The 14,501-nt window shown below is 46.6% G+C and carries 16 protein-coding genes, 1 rRNA gene, 1 pseudogene and 1 riboswitch; of the genes and pseudogenes, 15 read left to right on the top strand and 3 right to left on the bottom strand.

The window, feature by feature from the left end; genetic code table 11:
• Nucleotides 1–26: 26 nt before the first annotated feature.
• From mglC to AB4Y93_RS10485, 8 genes are all read left to right on the top strand, one after another.
• On the top strand, nt 27–1,043 hold the full coding sequence (mglC, locus tag AB4Y93_RS10450) for a galactose/methyl galactoside ABC transporter permease MglC (RefSeq protein ID WP_441891556.1): 1,017 nt from the start codon (nt 27–29) through the stop codon (nt 1,041–1,043).
• Between the two features lie 235 nt (nt 1,044–1,278).
• Nucleotides 1,279–1,584 carry an urease subunit gamma gene (locus tag AB4Y93_RS10455; RefSeq protein ID WP_441891558.1) on the top strand — a complete coding sequence of 102 codons (306 nt, stop codon included), beginning with the start codon at nt 1,279–1,281 and terminating at the stop codon, nt 1,582–1,584.
• 144 nt (nt 1,585–1,728) lie between these two features.
• A complete protein-coding gene (locus AB4Y93_RS10460) occupies nt 1,729–2,097 on the top strand; it encodes an urease subunit beta (RefSeq protein ID WP_441891560.1) in 369 nt (122 codons plus the stop codon).
• Nucleotides 2,094–3,806, top strand: a complete 1,713-nt coding sequence (ureC, locus tag AB4Y93_RS10465; protein ID WP_441891562.1) for an urease subunit alpha — start codon at nt 2,094–2,096, stop codon at nt 3,804–3,806. The genes AB4Y93_RS10460 and ureC overlap by 4 nt, the downstream gene beginning before the upstream one ends.
• An 18-nt stretch (nt 3,807–3,824) precedes the next feature.
• Entirely contained in the window at nt 3,825–4,517 is a 693-nt protein-coding gene (locus AB4Y93_RS10470; protein WP_441891564.1) for an urease accessory protein UreF, read from the top strand.
• 21 nt (nt 4,518–4,538) lie between these two features.
• On the top strand, nt 4,539–5,252 hold the full coding sequence (ureG, locus tag AB4Y93_RS10475) for an urease accessory protein UreG (protein WP_441891566.1): 714 nt from the start codon (nt 4,539–4,541) through the stop codon (nt 5,250–5,252).
• A gap of 5 nt (nt 5,253–5,257) precedes the next feature.
• A complete protein-coding gene (locus AB4Y93_RS10480; protein WP_441891568.1) occupies nt 5,258–6,106 on the top strand; it encodes an urease accessory protein UreD in 849 nt (282 codons plus the stop codon).
• A 69-nt stretch (nt 6,107–6,175) separates the two neighbouring features.
• Nucleotides 6,176–6,637 carry a MarR family winged helix-turn-helix transcriptional regulator gene (locus AB4Y93_RS10485; RefSeq protein WP_441891570.1) on the top strand — a complete coding sequence of 154 codons (462 nt, stop codon included), beginning with the start codon at nt 6,176–6,178 and terminating at the stop codon, nt 6,635–6,637.
• A 60-nt stretch (nt 6,638–6,697) separates the two neighbouring features.
• Here AB4Y93_RS10485 and AB4Y93_RS10490 read toward each other — a convergent pair whose 3' ends face one another.
• Nucleotides 6,698–8,074 (bottom strand): hypothetical protein, encoded by a 1,377-nt coding sequence (locus tag AB4Y93_RS10490; RefSeq protein ID WP_441891572.1) that lies wholly within the window; start codon nt 8,072–8,074, stop codon nt 6,698–6,700.
• 237 nt (nt 8,075–8,311) lie between these two features.
• Here AB4Y93_RS10490 and AB4Y93_RS10495 point away from each other — a divergent pair, with 237 nt between their 5' ends.
• From AB4Y93_RS10495 to AB4Y93_RS10520, 6 genes and pseudogenes are all read left to right on the top strand, one after another.
• Complete coding sequence (locus AB4Y93_RS10495) at nt 8,312–8,992, top strand: sulfite oxidase-like oxidoreductase (RefSeq protein ID WP_441891574.1); 681 nt, start codon at nt 8,312–8,314, stop codon at nt 8,990–8,992.
• A 75-nt stretch (nt 8,993–9,067) separates the two neighbouring features.
• A riboswitch (PreQ1 riboswitch) is annotated at nt 9,068–9,111 on the top strand.
• Between the two features lie 93 nt (nt 9,112–9,204).
• Complete coding sequence (gene queC, locus AB4Y93_RS10500; RefSeq protein WP_167280097.1) at nt 9,205–9,870, top strand: 7-cyano-7-deazaguanine synthase QueC; 666 nt, start codon at nt 9,205–9,207, stop codon at nt 9,868–9,870.
• Nucleotides 9,867–10,310, top strand: a complete 444-nt coding sequence (gene queD, locus AB4Y93_RS10505; RefSeq protein ID WP_441891577.1) for a 6-carboxytetrahydropterin synthase QueD — start codon at nt 9,867–9,869, stop codon at nt 10,308–10,310. Before queC ends, queD begins: the two co-directional genes overlap by 4 nt.
• Nucleotides 10,303–11,031: a 7-carboxy-7-deazaguanine synthase QueE gene (gene queE / locus AB4Y93_RS10510; protein WP_441891579.1), complete on the top strand. Its 729-nt coding sequence runs from the start codon at nt 10,303–10,305 to the stop codon at nt 11,029–11,031. Before queD ends, queE begins: the two co-directional genes overlap by 8 nt.
• A 21-nt stretch (nt 11,032–11,052) precedes the next feature.
• On the top strand, nt 11,053–11,550 hold the full coding sequence (queF, locus tag AB4Y93_RS10515) for a preQ(1) synthase (protein ID WP_441891581.1): 498 nt from the start codon (nt 11,053–11,055) through the stop codon (nt 11,548–11,550).
• A 162-nt stretch (nt 11,551–11,712) separates the two neighbouring features.
• Nucleotides 11,713–12,240, top strand: a pseudogene (locus AB4Y93_RS10520) (GNAT family N-acetyltransferase).
• 251 nt (nt 12,241–12,491) lie between these two features.
• Here the strand turns inward: AB4Y93_RS10520 and AB4Y93_RS10525 are convergent.
• Both AB4Y93_RS10525 and AB4Y93_RS10530 read right to left on the bottom strand, forming a co-directional pair.
• Nucleotides 12,492–12,707, bottom strand: coding sequence for a carboxypeptidase-like regulatory domain-containing protein (locus AB4Y93_RS10525; RefSeq protein ID WP_441891583.1), 216 nt, complete (start codon nt 12,705–12,707; stop codon nt 12,492–12,494).
• A gap of 399 nt (nt 12,708–13,106) precedes the next feature.
• On the bottom strand, nt 13,107–13,511 hold the full coding sequence (locus tag AB4Y93_RS10530; RefSeq protein WP_441891585.1) for a hypothetical protein: 405 nt from the start codon (nt 13,509–13,511) through the stop codon (nt 13,107–13,109).
• Between the two features lie 755 nt (nt 13,512–14,266).
• On the opposite strand from AB4Y93_RS10530, the gene AB4Y93_RS10535 reads away from it, so the two are divergent.
• Nucleotides 14,267–14,501: ribosomal RNA gene (locus AB4Y93_RS10535) — 16S ribosomal RNA — on the top strand; the annotation flags it as partial.

A 14,501-nucleotide genomic window follows, 5' to 3' on the forward strand; every position in this document is an offset into this window, starting at 1 on the left:
GAGGATTTGAAGGAGGATTAATACTCATGGAAGCAACAAGAGGTTCAAGAGCTAAAAGTATGTTTTCACAAAACGCGATTTGGATCGTGTTGATCGCTTTGATCGCTGTCATTTCCATTATGGACACGAGTTTCTTGTCCGTTACCGTATTTAGAGATATGCTCGTCCAATCGTCGACACGATTGATTATCGCACTTGGTGCTGCGTTCATCCTGATAACTGCCGGGACTGACTTGTCAGCCGGCCGCGTTGTGGGCCTGACGGCGGTTGTATCCGCATCTATGCTTCAGAACCCGGAATATGCAAATAAGTTTTTCCCTGATCTGCCGTATCTGCCGATGTTTCTTCCGATCCTGGTTGCGATCGTTGTAGGTCTGATTGTTGGTTTGATTAATGGTGTTATCGTTGCGAAGTTCAATGTACCTCCATTCATTGCGACGCTTGGTACGATGGTTGCCGTGTACGGCGCGAACTCGCTGTACTTCGATATGAAGCCTAACCAATCGCAGCCTATCGGCGGTCTTCGCAGTGACTTCAGTGATTTAGGTACTGGTGCAATCGGTAACGGCGACTGGTCTTTGCCTTACATCGTACTAATTGCAATCTTCGTTGCGTTCATCGTATGGGTTGCTTTCAACAAAACAACTCTTGGTAAAAACATGTATGCGATTGGCGGCAACATTCATGCTGCTCACGTATCCGGTATCAATGTAGCAAAATGCTTGATGTGGATCTATGGTATTGCTGGCGCTTTGTATGGTCTGGCTGGTGTTCTGGAAGCGGCGCGTACAGGCGGTGCGACAAACAACTATGGTAACATGTATGAGCTTGATGCGATCGCAGCCTGCGTAGTAGGCGGCGTATCGACAACAGGCGGCGTAGGACGAGTGAAAGGCGTTATCGCTGGTGTATTGATCTTTACCGTTATCAACTACGGTCTGACTTTCATCGGTATCAGCCCTTACTGGCAACTGATTATCAAAGGCGCAATTATCGTTGTTGCAGTAGCCTTCGATATCCGTAAATATGTAGCTAAGAAATAGTCTAATAAACGGCAAACGAAACCCGCGAGGTCTAACTCGCGGGTTTTTTCATGTTTTGACAAAATTCTATTAAAAGCGACATGATTGTGTCATATATAAGTAAGGAATGCACTAGATTGTCATATGAATCCATGCGACTATTCAACAATATGTCATATTACCTAACATAAAATCATTTACTTCATACAAGCGGCTGTCTATAATAAGAACTAATACACTTGGGAGAGGTGGAAGCATGCAATTAACAGAACGCGAGAAGGAAAAACTCATGATTACGATCGCTGCAGATTTGGCAAGAAAACGGATGAAGCGTGGAGTAAAGTTGAACTATCCTGAGAGTGTAGCGCTTATTACCTCAGAGATCATGGAAGGTGCTCGTGACGGTAAAACTGTAGCGGAACTTATGCAATTTGGAACAACCGTGTTAAAGCGTGAGGATGTAATGAATGGAATACCGGAAATGATCCACGAAGTTCAAGTGGAAGCGACATTCCCGGATGGAACAAAGCTCATTACCATTCATCATCCGATCTCGATCTAGCCTGCCTATGCTAACGAAGTAAGAATTGCTTCGCAATACTTTAAGCCTGATGCTTACGAAGTAAGAATTGCTTCGCAATTCTTTAAGCCTGATGCTTACGAAGTAAGAATTGCTTCGCAATTCTTTTTAGGAGGGAAAGCTTGCATGATACCTGGGGAATACAGGGTTACACCTGGTTCAATTGTGCTGAATGCCGGACGCCGGACGACGAAAGCGATTGTCGTCAATACCGGTGATCGTCCGATTCAGGTAGGCTCTCATTTTCATTTTTTTGAAGTAAACCGGGCATTATCCTTTGATCGCGAAGCTGCCTTTGGCATGCGACTTCATATACCAGCAGGTACAGCAATAAGGTTCGAGCCCGGGGAAGAAAAGCCGGTAACGCTTGTTGAGCTTGGAGGTGCCAAGCTGTCCTATGGGTTAAACGGGCTGTCGCAAGGAAAGGCGGAAGCTGGTGCGATGCCGGAGGAAGTCCGTGTACGTCTCATTTCATGGGAAGGGGAAGACGGATGAGTATCATCGACAGAGAGCGTTATGCGGCTATGTTCGGACCAACAACAGGAGATGCGGTAAGGCTGGCAGATACCGAGCTTTGGGCCGAGATTGAGATGGATTATACCGTATACGGCGATGAATGCAAATTTGGCGGAGGTAAAGTGATCCGTGACGGTATGGGGCAGTCCAGCGGGGCAACACGAGATGAAGGTGTGCTTGATACACTTATCACGAATGCAGTCATTATTGATCATTGGGGTATAGTGAAGGCAGATATCGGTATCAAGGATGGCTACATTGTTGGGATTGGCAAGGCAGGCAACCCGGATATTATGGACGGGGTCACCCCTGGCATGATAGCTGGGGTCAGTACGGAGGTTATTGCAGGCGAAGGGAAGATCATTACGGCTGGCGGTATCGATGCCCATATTCATTTTATATGCCCACAGCAGATCGAGACGGCGCTTTCTTCCGGAGTAACCACGATGATTGGTGGAGGTACCGGCCCGGCTACAGGAACCAATGCCACAACCGTAACTCCTGGGGCTTGGCATATGCGGAGAATGCTGGAAGCAGCGGAGCATTTTCCAATGAATCTCGGGTTCACGGGCAAAGGAAATGCATCGTTCACAGCACCACTAATCGAGCAGATCGAAGCAGGTGCCATCGGGCTGAAGCTTCATGAAGATTGGGGAACTACTCCCGCTGCCATTGATGCCTGCTTAACCGCTGCAGATCAATATGATGTGCAGGTTGCTATTCATACGGATACGCTTAATGAAGCGGGTTTTGTGGAGGACACGCTAAGGGCCATCAGCGGACGGACCATACATACTTATCATACCGAAGGGGCGGGCGGCGGTCATGCCCCGGATATCATTGTTGCAGCTGGCGAGCTTAATGTGCTCCCTTCTTCAACTAATCCAACACGCCCTTTTACGATTAATACAATAGAAGAGCATCTGGATATGCTGATGGTCTGCCATCATCTCGACAGCAGGATTCCTGAGGATGTTGCTTTTGCCGACTCCCGTATACGCCCTGAGACGATTGCGGCGGAAGATATTTTGCATGATATGGGTGTCTTCAGTATGATCAGCTCGGACTCCCAGGCGATGGGGCGGGTTGGTGAAGTCATCATTCGAACCTGGCAGACGGCGGATAAAATGAAACAGCAGCGAGGACCGTTAGCGCCTGATACGACGAGCGATAATTTCCGCATCAAGCGTTATATAGCGAAGTATACGATTAATCCGGCCATTACGCATGGGATTTCGCATATCGTTGGCTCGATTGAAGCGGGAAAATATGCGGATCTCGTATTGTGGCAGCCGATGTTTTTTGGAGTGAAGCCGGACATGGTGCTTAAGGGCGGCAGCATCGCCTACGCGCAAATGGGTGATCCAAACGCGTCCATACCAACTCCTCAGCCAGTGTTCGGGCGGCATATGTTTGCTTCCTTCGGTAAGGCAGTCTATAACAGTGCGATCACGTTTGTCTCTCAAGCTGCATTTGACCGCGGTATCGATCAACAGCTGGGATTGCAGAAACGAATCGAACCCGTACGGGGTTGCCGGTCGGTCACGAAGAAGGACATGATTCATAATGATGCCACGCCGGTTATTGAAGTTGATCCAGAGACCTACAAGGTAACGGTAGACGGGGAGCATGTGACCTGCGAACCAGCGAAATCGCTGCCGATGGCACAGCGCTACTTTTTGTTCTAGGAAGGAGCGGTTGCTAGGGTGGGGAGTTATGGAGCTTGGCTCGCGATGCAGCAGTTATTAGATTCTGCCCTGCCGATCGGCGGTTTTTCCCATTCATTTGGTCTCGAGACAATGGTGCAGGAAGAACGTATCCGCCACAGCGGGCAGCTGTATGATTATGCGGCAGTTATGATGCGGCAAAGCTGGGCTACCGCAGATGCCATGATCATTCGCGCGGTTTACCGTGATGCTCCGCTCGAAGAATGGGACAGATTGTTTGCTGTCGAACGGCTTGTGCATGTCCAGAGAATCGCGGTGGAAACAAGGGTTGGTATGGAAAAGATGGGCCGCCGGCTGCTGCAGCTTGCATTGGCCATTCATCCTCAGCTTGACTGGTCGATATTAAATGAAGCTTTGCGTCGCGGAGACTGTCAGGCTACACATCCGCTCGTTCACGGGTTTGTGTGCTGGCGGCTGGGCGTAGAAGAGGAGCAGGCTATTCAGGGGTATTTGTACACCTGTATTGTAACCTGTGTGAACAGCGCCCTGCGTCTGATGTCCATCGGACAGACAGAAGGGCAATCGCTTATTGCAAAGCTGTCGCTGTTAACAGACGAAGCGTCAGGAATAGCAATGACTATGGAACCGGAAGAGGCTTATTCGAATATGCCGATGGCAGAGCTCGCCATGATCAGGCATGAACAGCTGTATTCCCGCTTATTTATGTCTTAACCAATTAGGGGAGGTATCATTATGTGCCAAGGTCAAGGTCATACACATAAGGAATGGGAAAAACCAGTTATCGACGCTTCGCGTCCAATTCGGATTGGAATCGGAGGTCCGGTTGGTTCAGGCAAAACAGCGCTTGTTGAGCGGTTATCACGGGAGCTGCATGAAAAATACAGTGTTGCGGTTATCACGAATGATATCTATACGAAGGAAGATGCACGAATCCTGGTCAATACAGGTGTCCTGCCGGAGGAGCGAATTCTTGGGGTAGAGACCGGAGGTTGTCCGCATACGGCGATTCGAGAGGATGCGTCGATGAACTTCGAAGCAATTGAAGAGCTGCAGCGCAGGTTCGAGAAGCTGGATCTGATCTTTATCGAAAGCGGCGGCGACAATCTGGCAGCTGCTTTTAGTCCGGAGCTGGTTGATCTCTTCATCTATATTATCGACGTAGCCCAAGGAGAGAAAATTCCGCGTAAGGGCGGGCCTGGTATTATGCGTTCGGACTTACTTGTTATTAACAAGATCGACCTGGCCCCTTATGTAGGGGCAAGCCTTGAAGTCATGGATACCGATTCGAAGCGGATGCGCGGCGATCGTCCGTTTGTTTTCTCCAATATGTTTGGCGGCGATGGCGTTGCTGAAATTGTTGGTTGGCTAGAGCATGAGATATCGCATGCACGCGGCGAAGCGCATACGCATATCGTTCAGCTTGGCGCAATGCCTTATAATCATTAAGGATGATGAAGACTTCAAACGAAAGGCGCGCAGCAACTGTGCTGCGCGCTTCGTTTCGCTATACGGATGGTGTCACTACCCTTGCCGATAAGTACCATACCTCGCCGATTAAAATTGCCAAGACCTTTCCGCTTAAGGAGCAGCTTGGCGTGATCATCATGGATGCTTCGCCGGGACTACTTGAAGGAGATTGTTATGAGCTTGAGTGGAAGGCAGGCAGCTCTACACATAGCTGCATTACTACCCAATCCTATATGAAGGTTCACCCTAGCCTGACGAATGGATCCTCTATCAGGCAGACGTTCCACCTTGGCGATCATGCTATTGTAGAACATATGCCAGAGCCTGTGATGTTGTATAAAGAGGCAAGGTTTCATAATGATACGAATGTTTATCTTGGACAAGGCGCAGTTTGGATGCAGGCAGATATATTATGCCCGGGCCGTACTTTACGCAAGGAGCGGTTTCAATATACGGAGTTCCGAAATGCGTTATCCGTCTATTATGGCCATGAACTGATTTATGCGCAGCGTCAACGGATTGTACCAGAAAGCCAGAAGCTTGCCTCACCTGGCAGCTGGGATGAGATGACCCATATCGCAACGTTTTGTTTATTTACCGATCGACTAACACCATCGCATATTCAGTCTATGAAGCAGCTTGTGGAGAAACAGCCATCGATGTATGGAGCACATCCAGTCGTCATAGGTGTGTCTGAGACACAGCGTTACGGCCTTGTTGCAGCCGCCGCATCTACCGCTGCGTGGCCGCTTCAGGAAGCGATGCGATCCATTTGGAATGGCGCAAGAAGCATTTTGCTTCATAAAGAGCCCGTGATACTGCTTTATTCATAGGCTGTACTTGGCTATACGTTTAAAAAACGGTATATTTATAGATATGAACGTATTAGCGAGGGTGGATGGATGGACCAGGATCAGGTGAAACTCGAGAAACTAAGAGAGATGGATGATGTTTTCCGAAAGCTGCGCAGACTGATTAATGCGGAATATAACCGCTTTAACGTTCACGGCCTAGGGATGACAGAGGGCAAGATGGTTATTATTCTAGCCCAGCATGGTCCTCAGAAAGCTTCGGCGATGGCGGAATGGCTGCGGATTACAAGTGGTGCGGTTACGGGGATATCCGATCGGCTTATCGAGCTCGGATATGTGGAACGTTCTCGTAGTGAATTCGATCGCCGTATTGTTATGCTAAGTGTCACGGATGAAGGCCGCAAGCTGGAAAATCAGGTGATGGAAATGCGTGAGCGCATTATGTTTAAGTTATTTGACGGCTTTGAGCTTAATGATATGGAGAAAGCTATCGATATTTTCGTCCGGATGTCGAATAATCTAGATCCGAAGAGTGATGTATCACAAGAATAGAACAGAAAAGTGGCCATGCAGGTTCAAACCCGCATGGCCACTTTATTGTTTCGGATTTTTTTATAAAGATTCACCATTTAAGTAGTTGAAGAATGGCTTGTCGACCCAGAACGTATAGGATTGTATGGTTAAATCATTACCAAGTTTTTTGAAGCCTTCTACAATTGCGGCGGACTGCTCGTTTAACGAGAAGGATTGCGCATAATAGTGGCCTTGGCCAGTAATTTTGTTATTCGTAATTTGTACATAACCATCCAGGTTGGTTAAGGAATAATAAAGCGGCTGCCACCAGGAGCTGGCGATGAGTCCGGTTTGGTCTTCGCTGTTCTTTTTCGCATATTGCAAAATAATCGGCTGGAAGCGGGCTTTGTCGGCTGCGCTGTTGAATTCAAATTTTAAATCGTATTCCTTGGCATAAGCAATGTAATTGCCGTTCTCAATTTGTACGACCTTATAATTGTCCGATTGAACGGGCTCGCCCCATTCTTTCAAATAGATGAAAGCGGAAGTTTTAGGCTCCAACTGTACTTTGGCACTAATCCCTTCGCTCCGAAGCAGTCCGATTAATTGAACGGCGTGCTTCAGATTATCGTGTCCATAGGTTAGGGATAAAGATTCAACGAAGTTGGCATCATACCGTTCATCCTTCAGGTTGTAGCCGGTAACGAGACTTTGTTTCAGTGCGGCGTCCACGACTGTTTGCAGCTCAGGCGATTGGATGAGGTCAGAAGTATCATAAGCATCGGCAAGCTTCCCGTAAATATCGGCATCGGTTGTATAACCGATATAATGCTTATAGTCTCCTTTAATAGAAAGAATTTGAACGAGCAGCGTTTCTGCTAGTTCAGGAGAAGCTGCTTTTCCTTTTACTTCTTTGTAAAGGGAGGCAGGCAGTAAACCGCTATGTACAGCAGCTGCAAGCTCTTGCGAAGCTGACAGGCTAAGGCCAGCTGGCGAATAGCCAATTTGTTTCAGAGCATCGGTTGTTTTATTTTGTGGGTAAGAATGGGCAAGCTCTAGAAGTCCGGCAGCCTTCACGGCAATATAGATGGCGCTTGTTGCTTGGAGTGGCTGATCAGGTTCAACCTTTAATGAAGTAATTATTCCTTGCTCATATAATGCTGCAGCGGATGAATAATAAGGACTGGAAGGCTTAAGGTCGGTGAACGCCGGTTTTGCCTCACTTGCTTCAAGGCCTAGAATATCGGCGATTTGCTGAATGAATTGTCCTTTAGTAATAGTCGATCCAGCTTGGAAGGTGATGCCGAGCTTTTCTTTCAGGAACAGCTCATATTCTGCTGAGGATGATTGGGAGGATTGCTGAACGGCAGTCGATTTTACCGCAGCAGCGTTTGCCGCTGACAGGGGTAGAGCAGAAGAGAAAAGAAGGGATAATGCCAGTGAGCCTGAGAGGAGCCATTTGTTGCGTAATTTCATGATTCAAAACCTCCAATAGTGTAATATAAATGTTTAATATAATTAATCCTGTCGGAATTGTATGGAAATATTATCATTGTTACAAAATGGTGTCAATAGCTTAACGCTGCAAGTCTTATCTTATAACCTATAGTAGAATAGAAGAACATTAGCTTATGCTTACGAAGTAAGAATCATCACGAACAGTCTAATCTTAGCTGTTTGTGTGATCATTCTTTTCAGGAGGTCAGGAACAACATGAATAACACGAGTAAGAAGGCAGAACGTTTAAAGAAAGCTCCAGCGCTCAAGGCGAATGTCGCTCCTGAGCTGGCACACCGGGTACCGCCTGGTCAAACTACGACAGACCGTTTTCCGATTCTGCATGAAGGAGACGTTCCAGAGTACGATATGTCGCAATGGACATTACGCGTGTTTGGTGAGGTGGAAGAGGAAAAGACTTTTACATACGAGCAAATTATGGCACTCCCGCAGATTAAGCAGAGGAATGATATTCACTGCGTGACCCGTTGGTCGAAGCTGGATACGGAGTGGGAAGGTGTACGGTTCTCAGATTTGCTGTCGCTGATTGGTGTGAAAGCTGATGCTAAATATGTCATGATCCATGCCGACCAGGATTATGAAACGAATCTGCCGCTTGAGGATCTGATGCATGAGAATATTCTTCTTGCTCATAGCTTTGATGGAGAGCCACTGACAGCCAAGCATGGCTGGCCGCTTCGTCTGCTTGTCCCGCATCTTTATTTCTGGAAAAGTGCGAAGTGGATTCGGGGCATTGAATTTATGAAGGAGGATCGTCCGGGCTTTTGGGAAAGAAATGGCTTCCATAACTATGCCGATCCATTCCTTGAACAACGCTTCTCTGGTGAGGATTTGGGACTGCCGGAAGATGAATGGTATCACAAGGATTTCGATTAATTGGTATATAGCCGGATAACTAGAGATATGGTATAGTACGTAGGTACATTCGAATAAATGCTGAAGCAGATGGCTTCAGGAGAGGTTCGCGAACTCCCTCTATAAAAAACTAAGAACTGGAATCTATTCTGATTCCATTTTTTTCGTTTTGAGACAGATGTACAGGGTGTTGTTCGAAGGGTCTCTCCCTCATCTAAGAGAGGAGAAGAAAGATGAAAAAGGGTAAAGCAGTTGTTGTATTCAGCGGCGGACAAGACAGCACGACATGTCTATTCTGGGCGCTGGAACGGTACGAAGAGGTGGAAGCGGTCACCTTCAATTATGGGCAGCGTCATTCGCTGGAGCTGGAATGTGCCGCACAGATTGCAACCGAGCTTGGAGTAAGGCATCATGTGCTTGATATGTCGCTGTTAAACCAATTGGCACCAAATGCTCTGACTAGATCGGATATTGCGATCGAGCAGCAGGAGGGCGGATTGCCTTCTACTTTTGTAGATGGCCGTAACTTATTGTTCCTGTCCTTTGCAGGGGTACTTGCGAAGCAGATTGGAGCTAGAGCAATTGTAACCGGCGTATGCGAGACGGATTTCAGCGGTTATCCGGATTGCCGGGATATTTTTATTAAATCGCTTAACGTGACGCTTAATCTATCGATGGATTATCCATTTGTTATCGAGACACCTCTTATGTGGTTGGACAAAGCAGAAACATGGGAGCTGGCAGATCAGCTTGGAGCCTTCGAGTATGTGCGGACCAAAACCTTAACCTGTTATAACGGCGTAATTGCGGATGGCTGCGGAGAATGTCCGGCCTGCAAGCTGCGGAGCCAGGGGCTGAACCGTTATTTGGCTTCCAAGGAGGAGGGCAAAGCGGAATGATTCAGCAAATTTATCCAAGCGTCCAGCATGCCTTCCAATATGAATTAAATAAAGATATGCAGTTTGCGGCAGCGCATTCCATTCCTTCCGAGGAAGCGGGACATTGCGCACGTGTGCATGGGCATACGTACTTTGCTAATGTGACGATTGCCGGCGATGAGCTGGATTCTTCGGGATTTCTAGTGAATTTTGCAGCGATTAAGAAGCTTGTTCATAATCGCTTCGATCATACGTATTTGAATGATCATCATGATGTGTTTGATAACAATGACCCGAATCGTTTTCCAACGACAGAGGTTGTTGCGCGTACCATTTACGAAATCGTTCAAGCCTTCCTCGACGAGACACCTAATAAGGCAACTTGTGTACAAGTGTTTTTGCGCGAAACGCCAACCAGCTACTGTATTTATAGACCTAAGAAGGTTCAGAATCATGGCTGAGAAACGAATTCCTGTCATGGAAGTATTCGGACCAACGGTACAGGGCGAAGGGATGGTCATTGGACAAAAAACGATGTTCGTCCGTACGGCTGGTTGTGACTATTCCTGTTCGTGGTGCGACTCCGCATTTACTTGGGACGGTTCTGGGAATGAGGATACCCGGATGCTGTCAGCAGAAGAGATTTTGGCGGAGCTGCGTGAATTAGGGGGTAATACCTTCTCACATGTAACGTTATCCGGCGGTAATCCAGCATTGCTGAAAAATGCAGATGAGCTTGTTGATATACTCCATCGTGAAGGCATGCGTGTTGCGGTAGAGACGCAAGGCAGCCGCTGGCAGGATTGGCTTCTTGCTATTGATGAGCTGACCTTGTCCCCGAAGCCGCCAAGCTCTGGTATGAACACCAATTGGGCTGTACTGGATGAGATTGTAGAGAAGCTGACAAGCGGCAGTAATCCGTTTAGTTTGAAAGTTGTTGTTTTTGATGAGAAGGACCTCGCTTATGCGGCGCAGGTGCATGCTCGTTATTCCGATGTTCCCTTTTTCATTCAGGCAGGTAATGATGATTTGCTTGAGGTTGATAACGGGAAGATGGCAGCGAAGCTTATTGAGAAGTATGAATGGCTGATTGATCAAGTGATGGGCCGCGAAGATATGACGAATGTTCGAGTGCTGCCGCAGCTCCATGCGCTTGTATGGGGTAATAAGCGGGGCGTGTAAAGGGAAGGGAGAGTTTCACTTATGTCTGGAAGAAAAGATGAAGAATTGCAAGGCATTAGCTTGCTTGGTAATCAAGGTACACGTTACCCAATGGAATATTCGCCTGCTGTGCTGGAGGCTTTTGATAATAAACATCCTTATCGGGATTATTTCGTTAAGTTCAACTGCCCGGAATTCACAAGCTTATGCCCAATGACGGGCCAGCCGGATTTTGCGACGATCTATATTTCATACATTCCGGATATCAAAATGGTGGAGAGCAAGTCGCTCAAGCTGTATCTGTTCAGCTTCCGTAACCATGGTGACTTCCATGAGGACTGCATGAACATTATTATGAATGACTTAATCGAGCTGATGCAGCCTCGTTATATCGAAGTGTGGGGCAAATTCACGCCACGCGGCGGGATCTCCATCGATCCATATTGCAACTACGGCAAGCCGGGTACCAAATTTGAGCAAATGGCCGAGCAACGGTTGTTTAATCATGATAATTACCCTGAGAAAGTAGATAATCGATAGGCGGATGTGTTTATAGAGGGGAGGTTGTCTCCCATGAGGGATGTATCTCCTATATCGATACTACCCCCTCATTTGATACACCCCTCTCTCGATTATGGATGTGAGCAGCTGTAGAAGGACCATTTGATTTGGTCCTTCTTTTTTTATAAAGGAGGGAAGGGCATGTTTCCTGGATTAGAAACAGAAAGATTAATGCTGAGAGAAATTTAAAGTGATGATGTACAGGACATTTTTGCTTGTTTTTCGAATGAGGATGTTACTCGTTTCTATGGGCAAGAAACATTGGAAAATATAGATCAAGCGAAAGCGATTGTTGATTTTTTTGCAAAGAGTTACATAGAAGGAAGAGGCATACGCTGGGGAATTGAGCGAAAAGGAACACCAGGCTTAATTGGAACGCTTGGCTTTAATGTCTGGTCGCCTAAGCATAAACGGGCTGAAATAGGATATGAAATTCACCCGGAACAATGGCGAAAGGGTTATGCCTCCGAGGCATTAACGAAGGTTATTGAATACGGATTTGATGAGCTAGGGTTAACTCGCATTGGTGCAGTTGTGTTTATAGACAACGAAGCATCGAATTATCTTCTAACGAAGATGGGATTTCAAAGAGAAGGGATCCTCAGAGATTATATGTATCAGAATGGCAAAGCACACGACACACATGTGTTTTCCATCCTTAGAAAGTAAGAAGGACCACGGTAAAATCGCGGTCCTTCTTTTCTTTTTTGTCCCTCTCAATTAACCGAGTGACGGAGCATTTTGAATGATTCTGGAGAAGAAGATTATGCGTACGAAGTAGCTTTCTTTCAGAAAGCTTTAGGCGTTCGCCTTTGCCCCCGAATTTCATCCGCTAAAGCGGATTACAATGAAGAAGTTCGGGGGCAACAGCGATCGGAAGAACATTCAAATGCGATGTCGTAATGGTTTAATTATTTCCCTTATTCCTCTTCGTCGTCGAGGAGAATGATATCTAGAATCGTGGTTTGGCCGTCGAAGATCGTTGGCATACGAATGGCGGTTTGTTTGCCAGGGAAAGAGAATTCCGCTGTCGGGAGACCTGCCGCAATGTTTGTAAAAGCATATTGACCATTCGTATTGCTAATGATTTGACGGATAAGATTACGGTCAGTCGTTACGATCTCGGCAAGAGCCATTCAGAAGGTTACCCGATGAGTCACGAACGGTTCCACGGAGCGTCACGAATTGTGCACTTAGCGTCAGATTAGCACGGCTAGCCGTTTTTTGGGTAACGGTGAAGCTTATTGTTTTATCAAATGCAAACGGGGCTTGGAGGAAAAGTGTTGAGGCTTGGCTGCGTCCGGTATTTGTAACTGTAATTGTACCTATAAAAGTAGATGACTGGCCCTCTATGATTGGAGAGGTAGAGGAAGCTACTAGTCTGCGTGACTGACAGCTTGGCTCGAACATCACCGCCGGCAATCGTGACCGGATCACAAAACAACGTACTTAACGTTTCTCCTGTACCTATAAAGTCCTTATTAAAATTGTTATTGTTGGTTGCCGTGAAGAATAAAAAGCGCAGGGAAGACTGATCAGTAATTCCGAGTAGGGAAACAGGGTTTTCGCAGGAACAAAGAAATCGATAAAATAATTGGTTGTGCTGCCAAGCTGGGAGCCGTCATCGGTTGGCTGGGCACGGGCGATATCGAAGTTACAGATGCTATCGCTAAAGTTCGGGTTCCCTTTGCCATCCGTTCCTTCARCTTGTCCGTCACGATATTCGACAGCTTGACCGTGTTGGCGATCAGCTGAACTTCGTTATCCAGGCCATTGACGACTAGTTCCCATTCATAAGTAGAGGGGTTATTATCGGTATCGAACAATACGCCCCAAGCGAAGTTGCGGAAATTATTTTTAAATCTTGGATTGGTGTTAAGGCGCATACGAAAATAAACGTTTGTTCCGTCGTAAGCATAATAAGCGAGCATTGCCGACAATATCAACCTCATCCGGGTTGACGTCGCGGACGGGATCACCACATTCATATTATTTTGTTGCAAAGGGACGAATTGCGAATTGCTTGGAAAAGGCATTCTTGGCTTGAACCTCCCGTTATATAGGATCACTAACGCTGAGTAATTGCAGATACTGTTTCCATGTATATGAAATCTGGTATGTTTTGAAGCATGTACGTGTAATGCAGTAAGGTAATATGTAAAAATAAAACGACGGTCTTCGCGAGAAGACCGTCGTTTTTCAATCGCTGCTTACATTAGTGGTTGTTGCCGGAGGAGTTGCCTTTTTTATCAGAAGTTTTCGATGTTGTGTTTTTGCGTGCATGTCCTTGCTGCTTAGCCATGTTATCACCTCCCTAAAGTAATGAATTAGCTGACGGCGTTATTTTGTACTGTTTGTAGTCTTTTTAAAAATTTTTCGAGAAAAAAGCTTGCAATCATATTAATATCTATGGTATATTCTATTTCTGGCCGAGAGAGACAAGCGGTTGGGATGAAAGATGAAGATCATTGATTGATAGAAATTGAAATCAATGAAAAATAAAGATTGACACTGAATTCGATAACGTGATAAGATACACCGCGTTGTTTAAAAAATTGTTCTTTGAAAACTGAACAACGAGCAAAACTGCCCCGTTAGAAATAACGGAAAAAGCGAGAAAAACAAAGTTTGAGCAAGTCAAACAAAACCTAGGAGTTTTCGTCGATCGGTTTCGGTCGAGCGATGAAAACACCATTTCATGGAGAGTTTGATCCTGGCTCAGGACGAACGCTGGCGGCGTGCCTAATACATGCAAGTCGAGCGGATCTTTTCCTTCGGGATAAGGTTAGCGGCGGACGGGTGAGTAACACGTGGGTAACCTGCCCATAAGACTGGGATAACATTCGGAAACGAATGCTAATACCGGATACGCGAATTGGTCGCATGGCCGAATCGGGAAAGGCGGAGCAATCTGCCACTTATGGATGGAC

The sequence above is a fragment of the Paenibacillus sp. YAF4_2 genome (assembly GCF_052113225.1).
In the GTDB taxonomy this organism is placed as follows: domain Bacteria; phylum Bacillota; class Bacilli; order Paenibacillales; family Paenibacillaceae; genus Pristimantibacillus.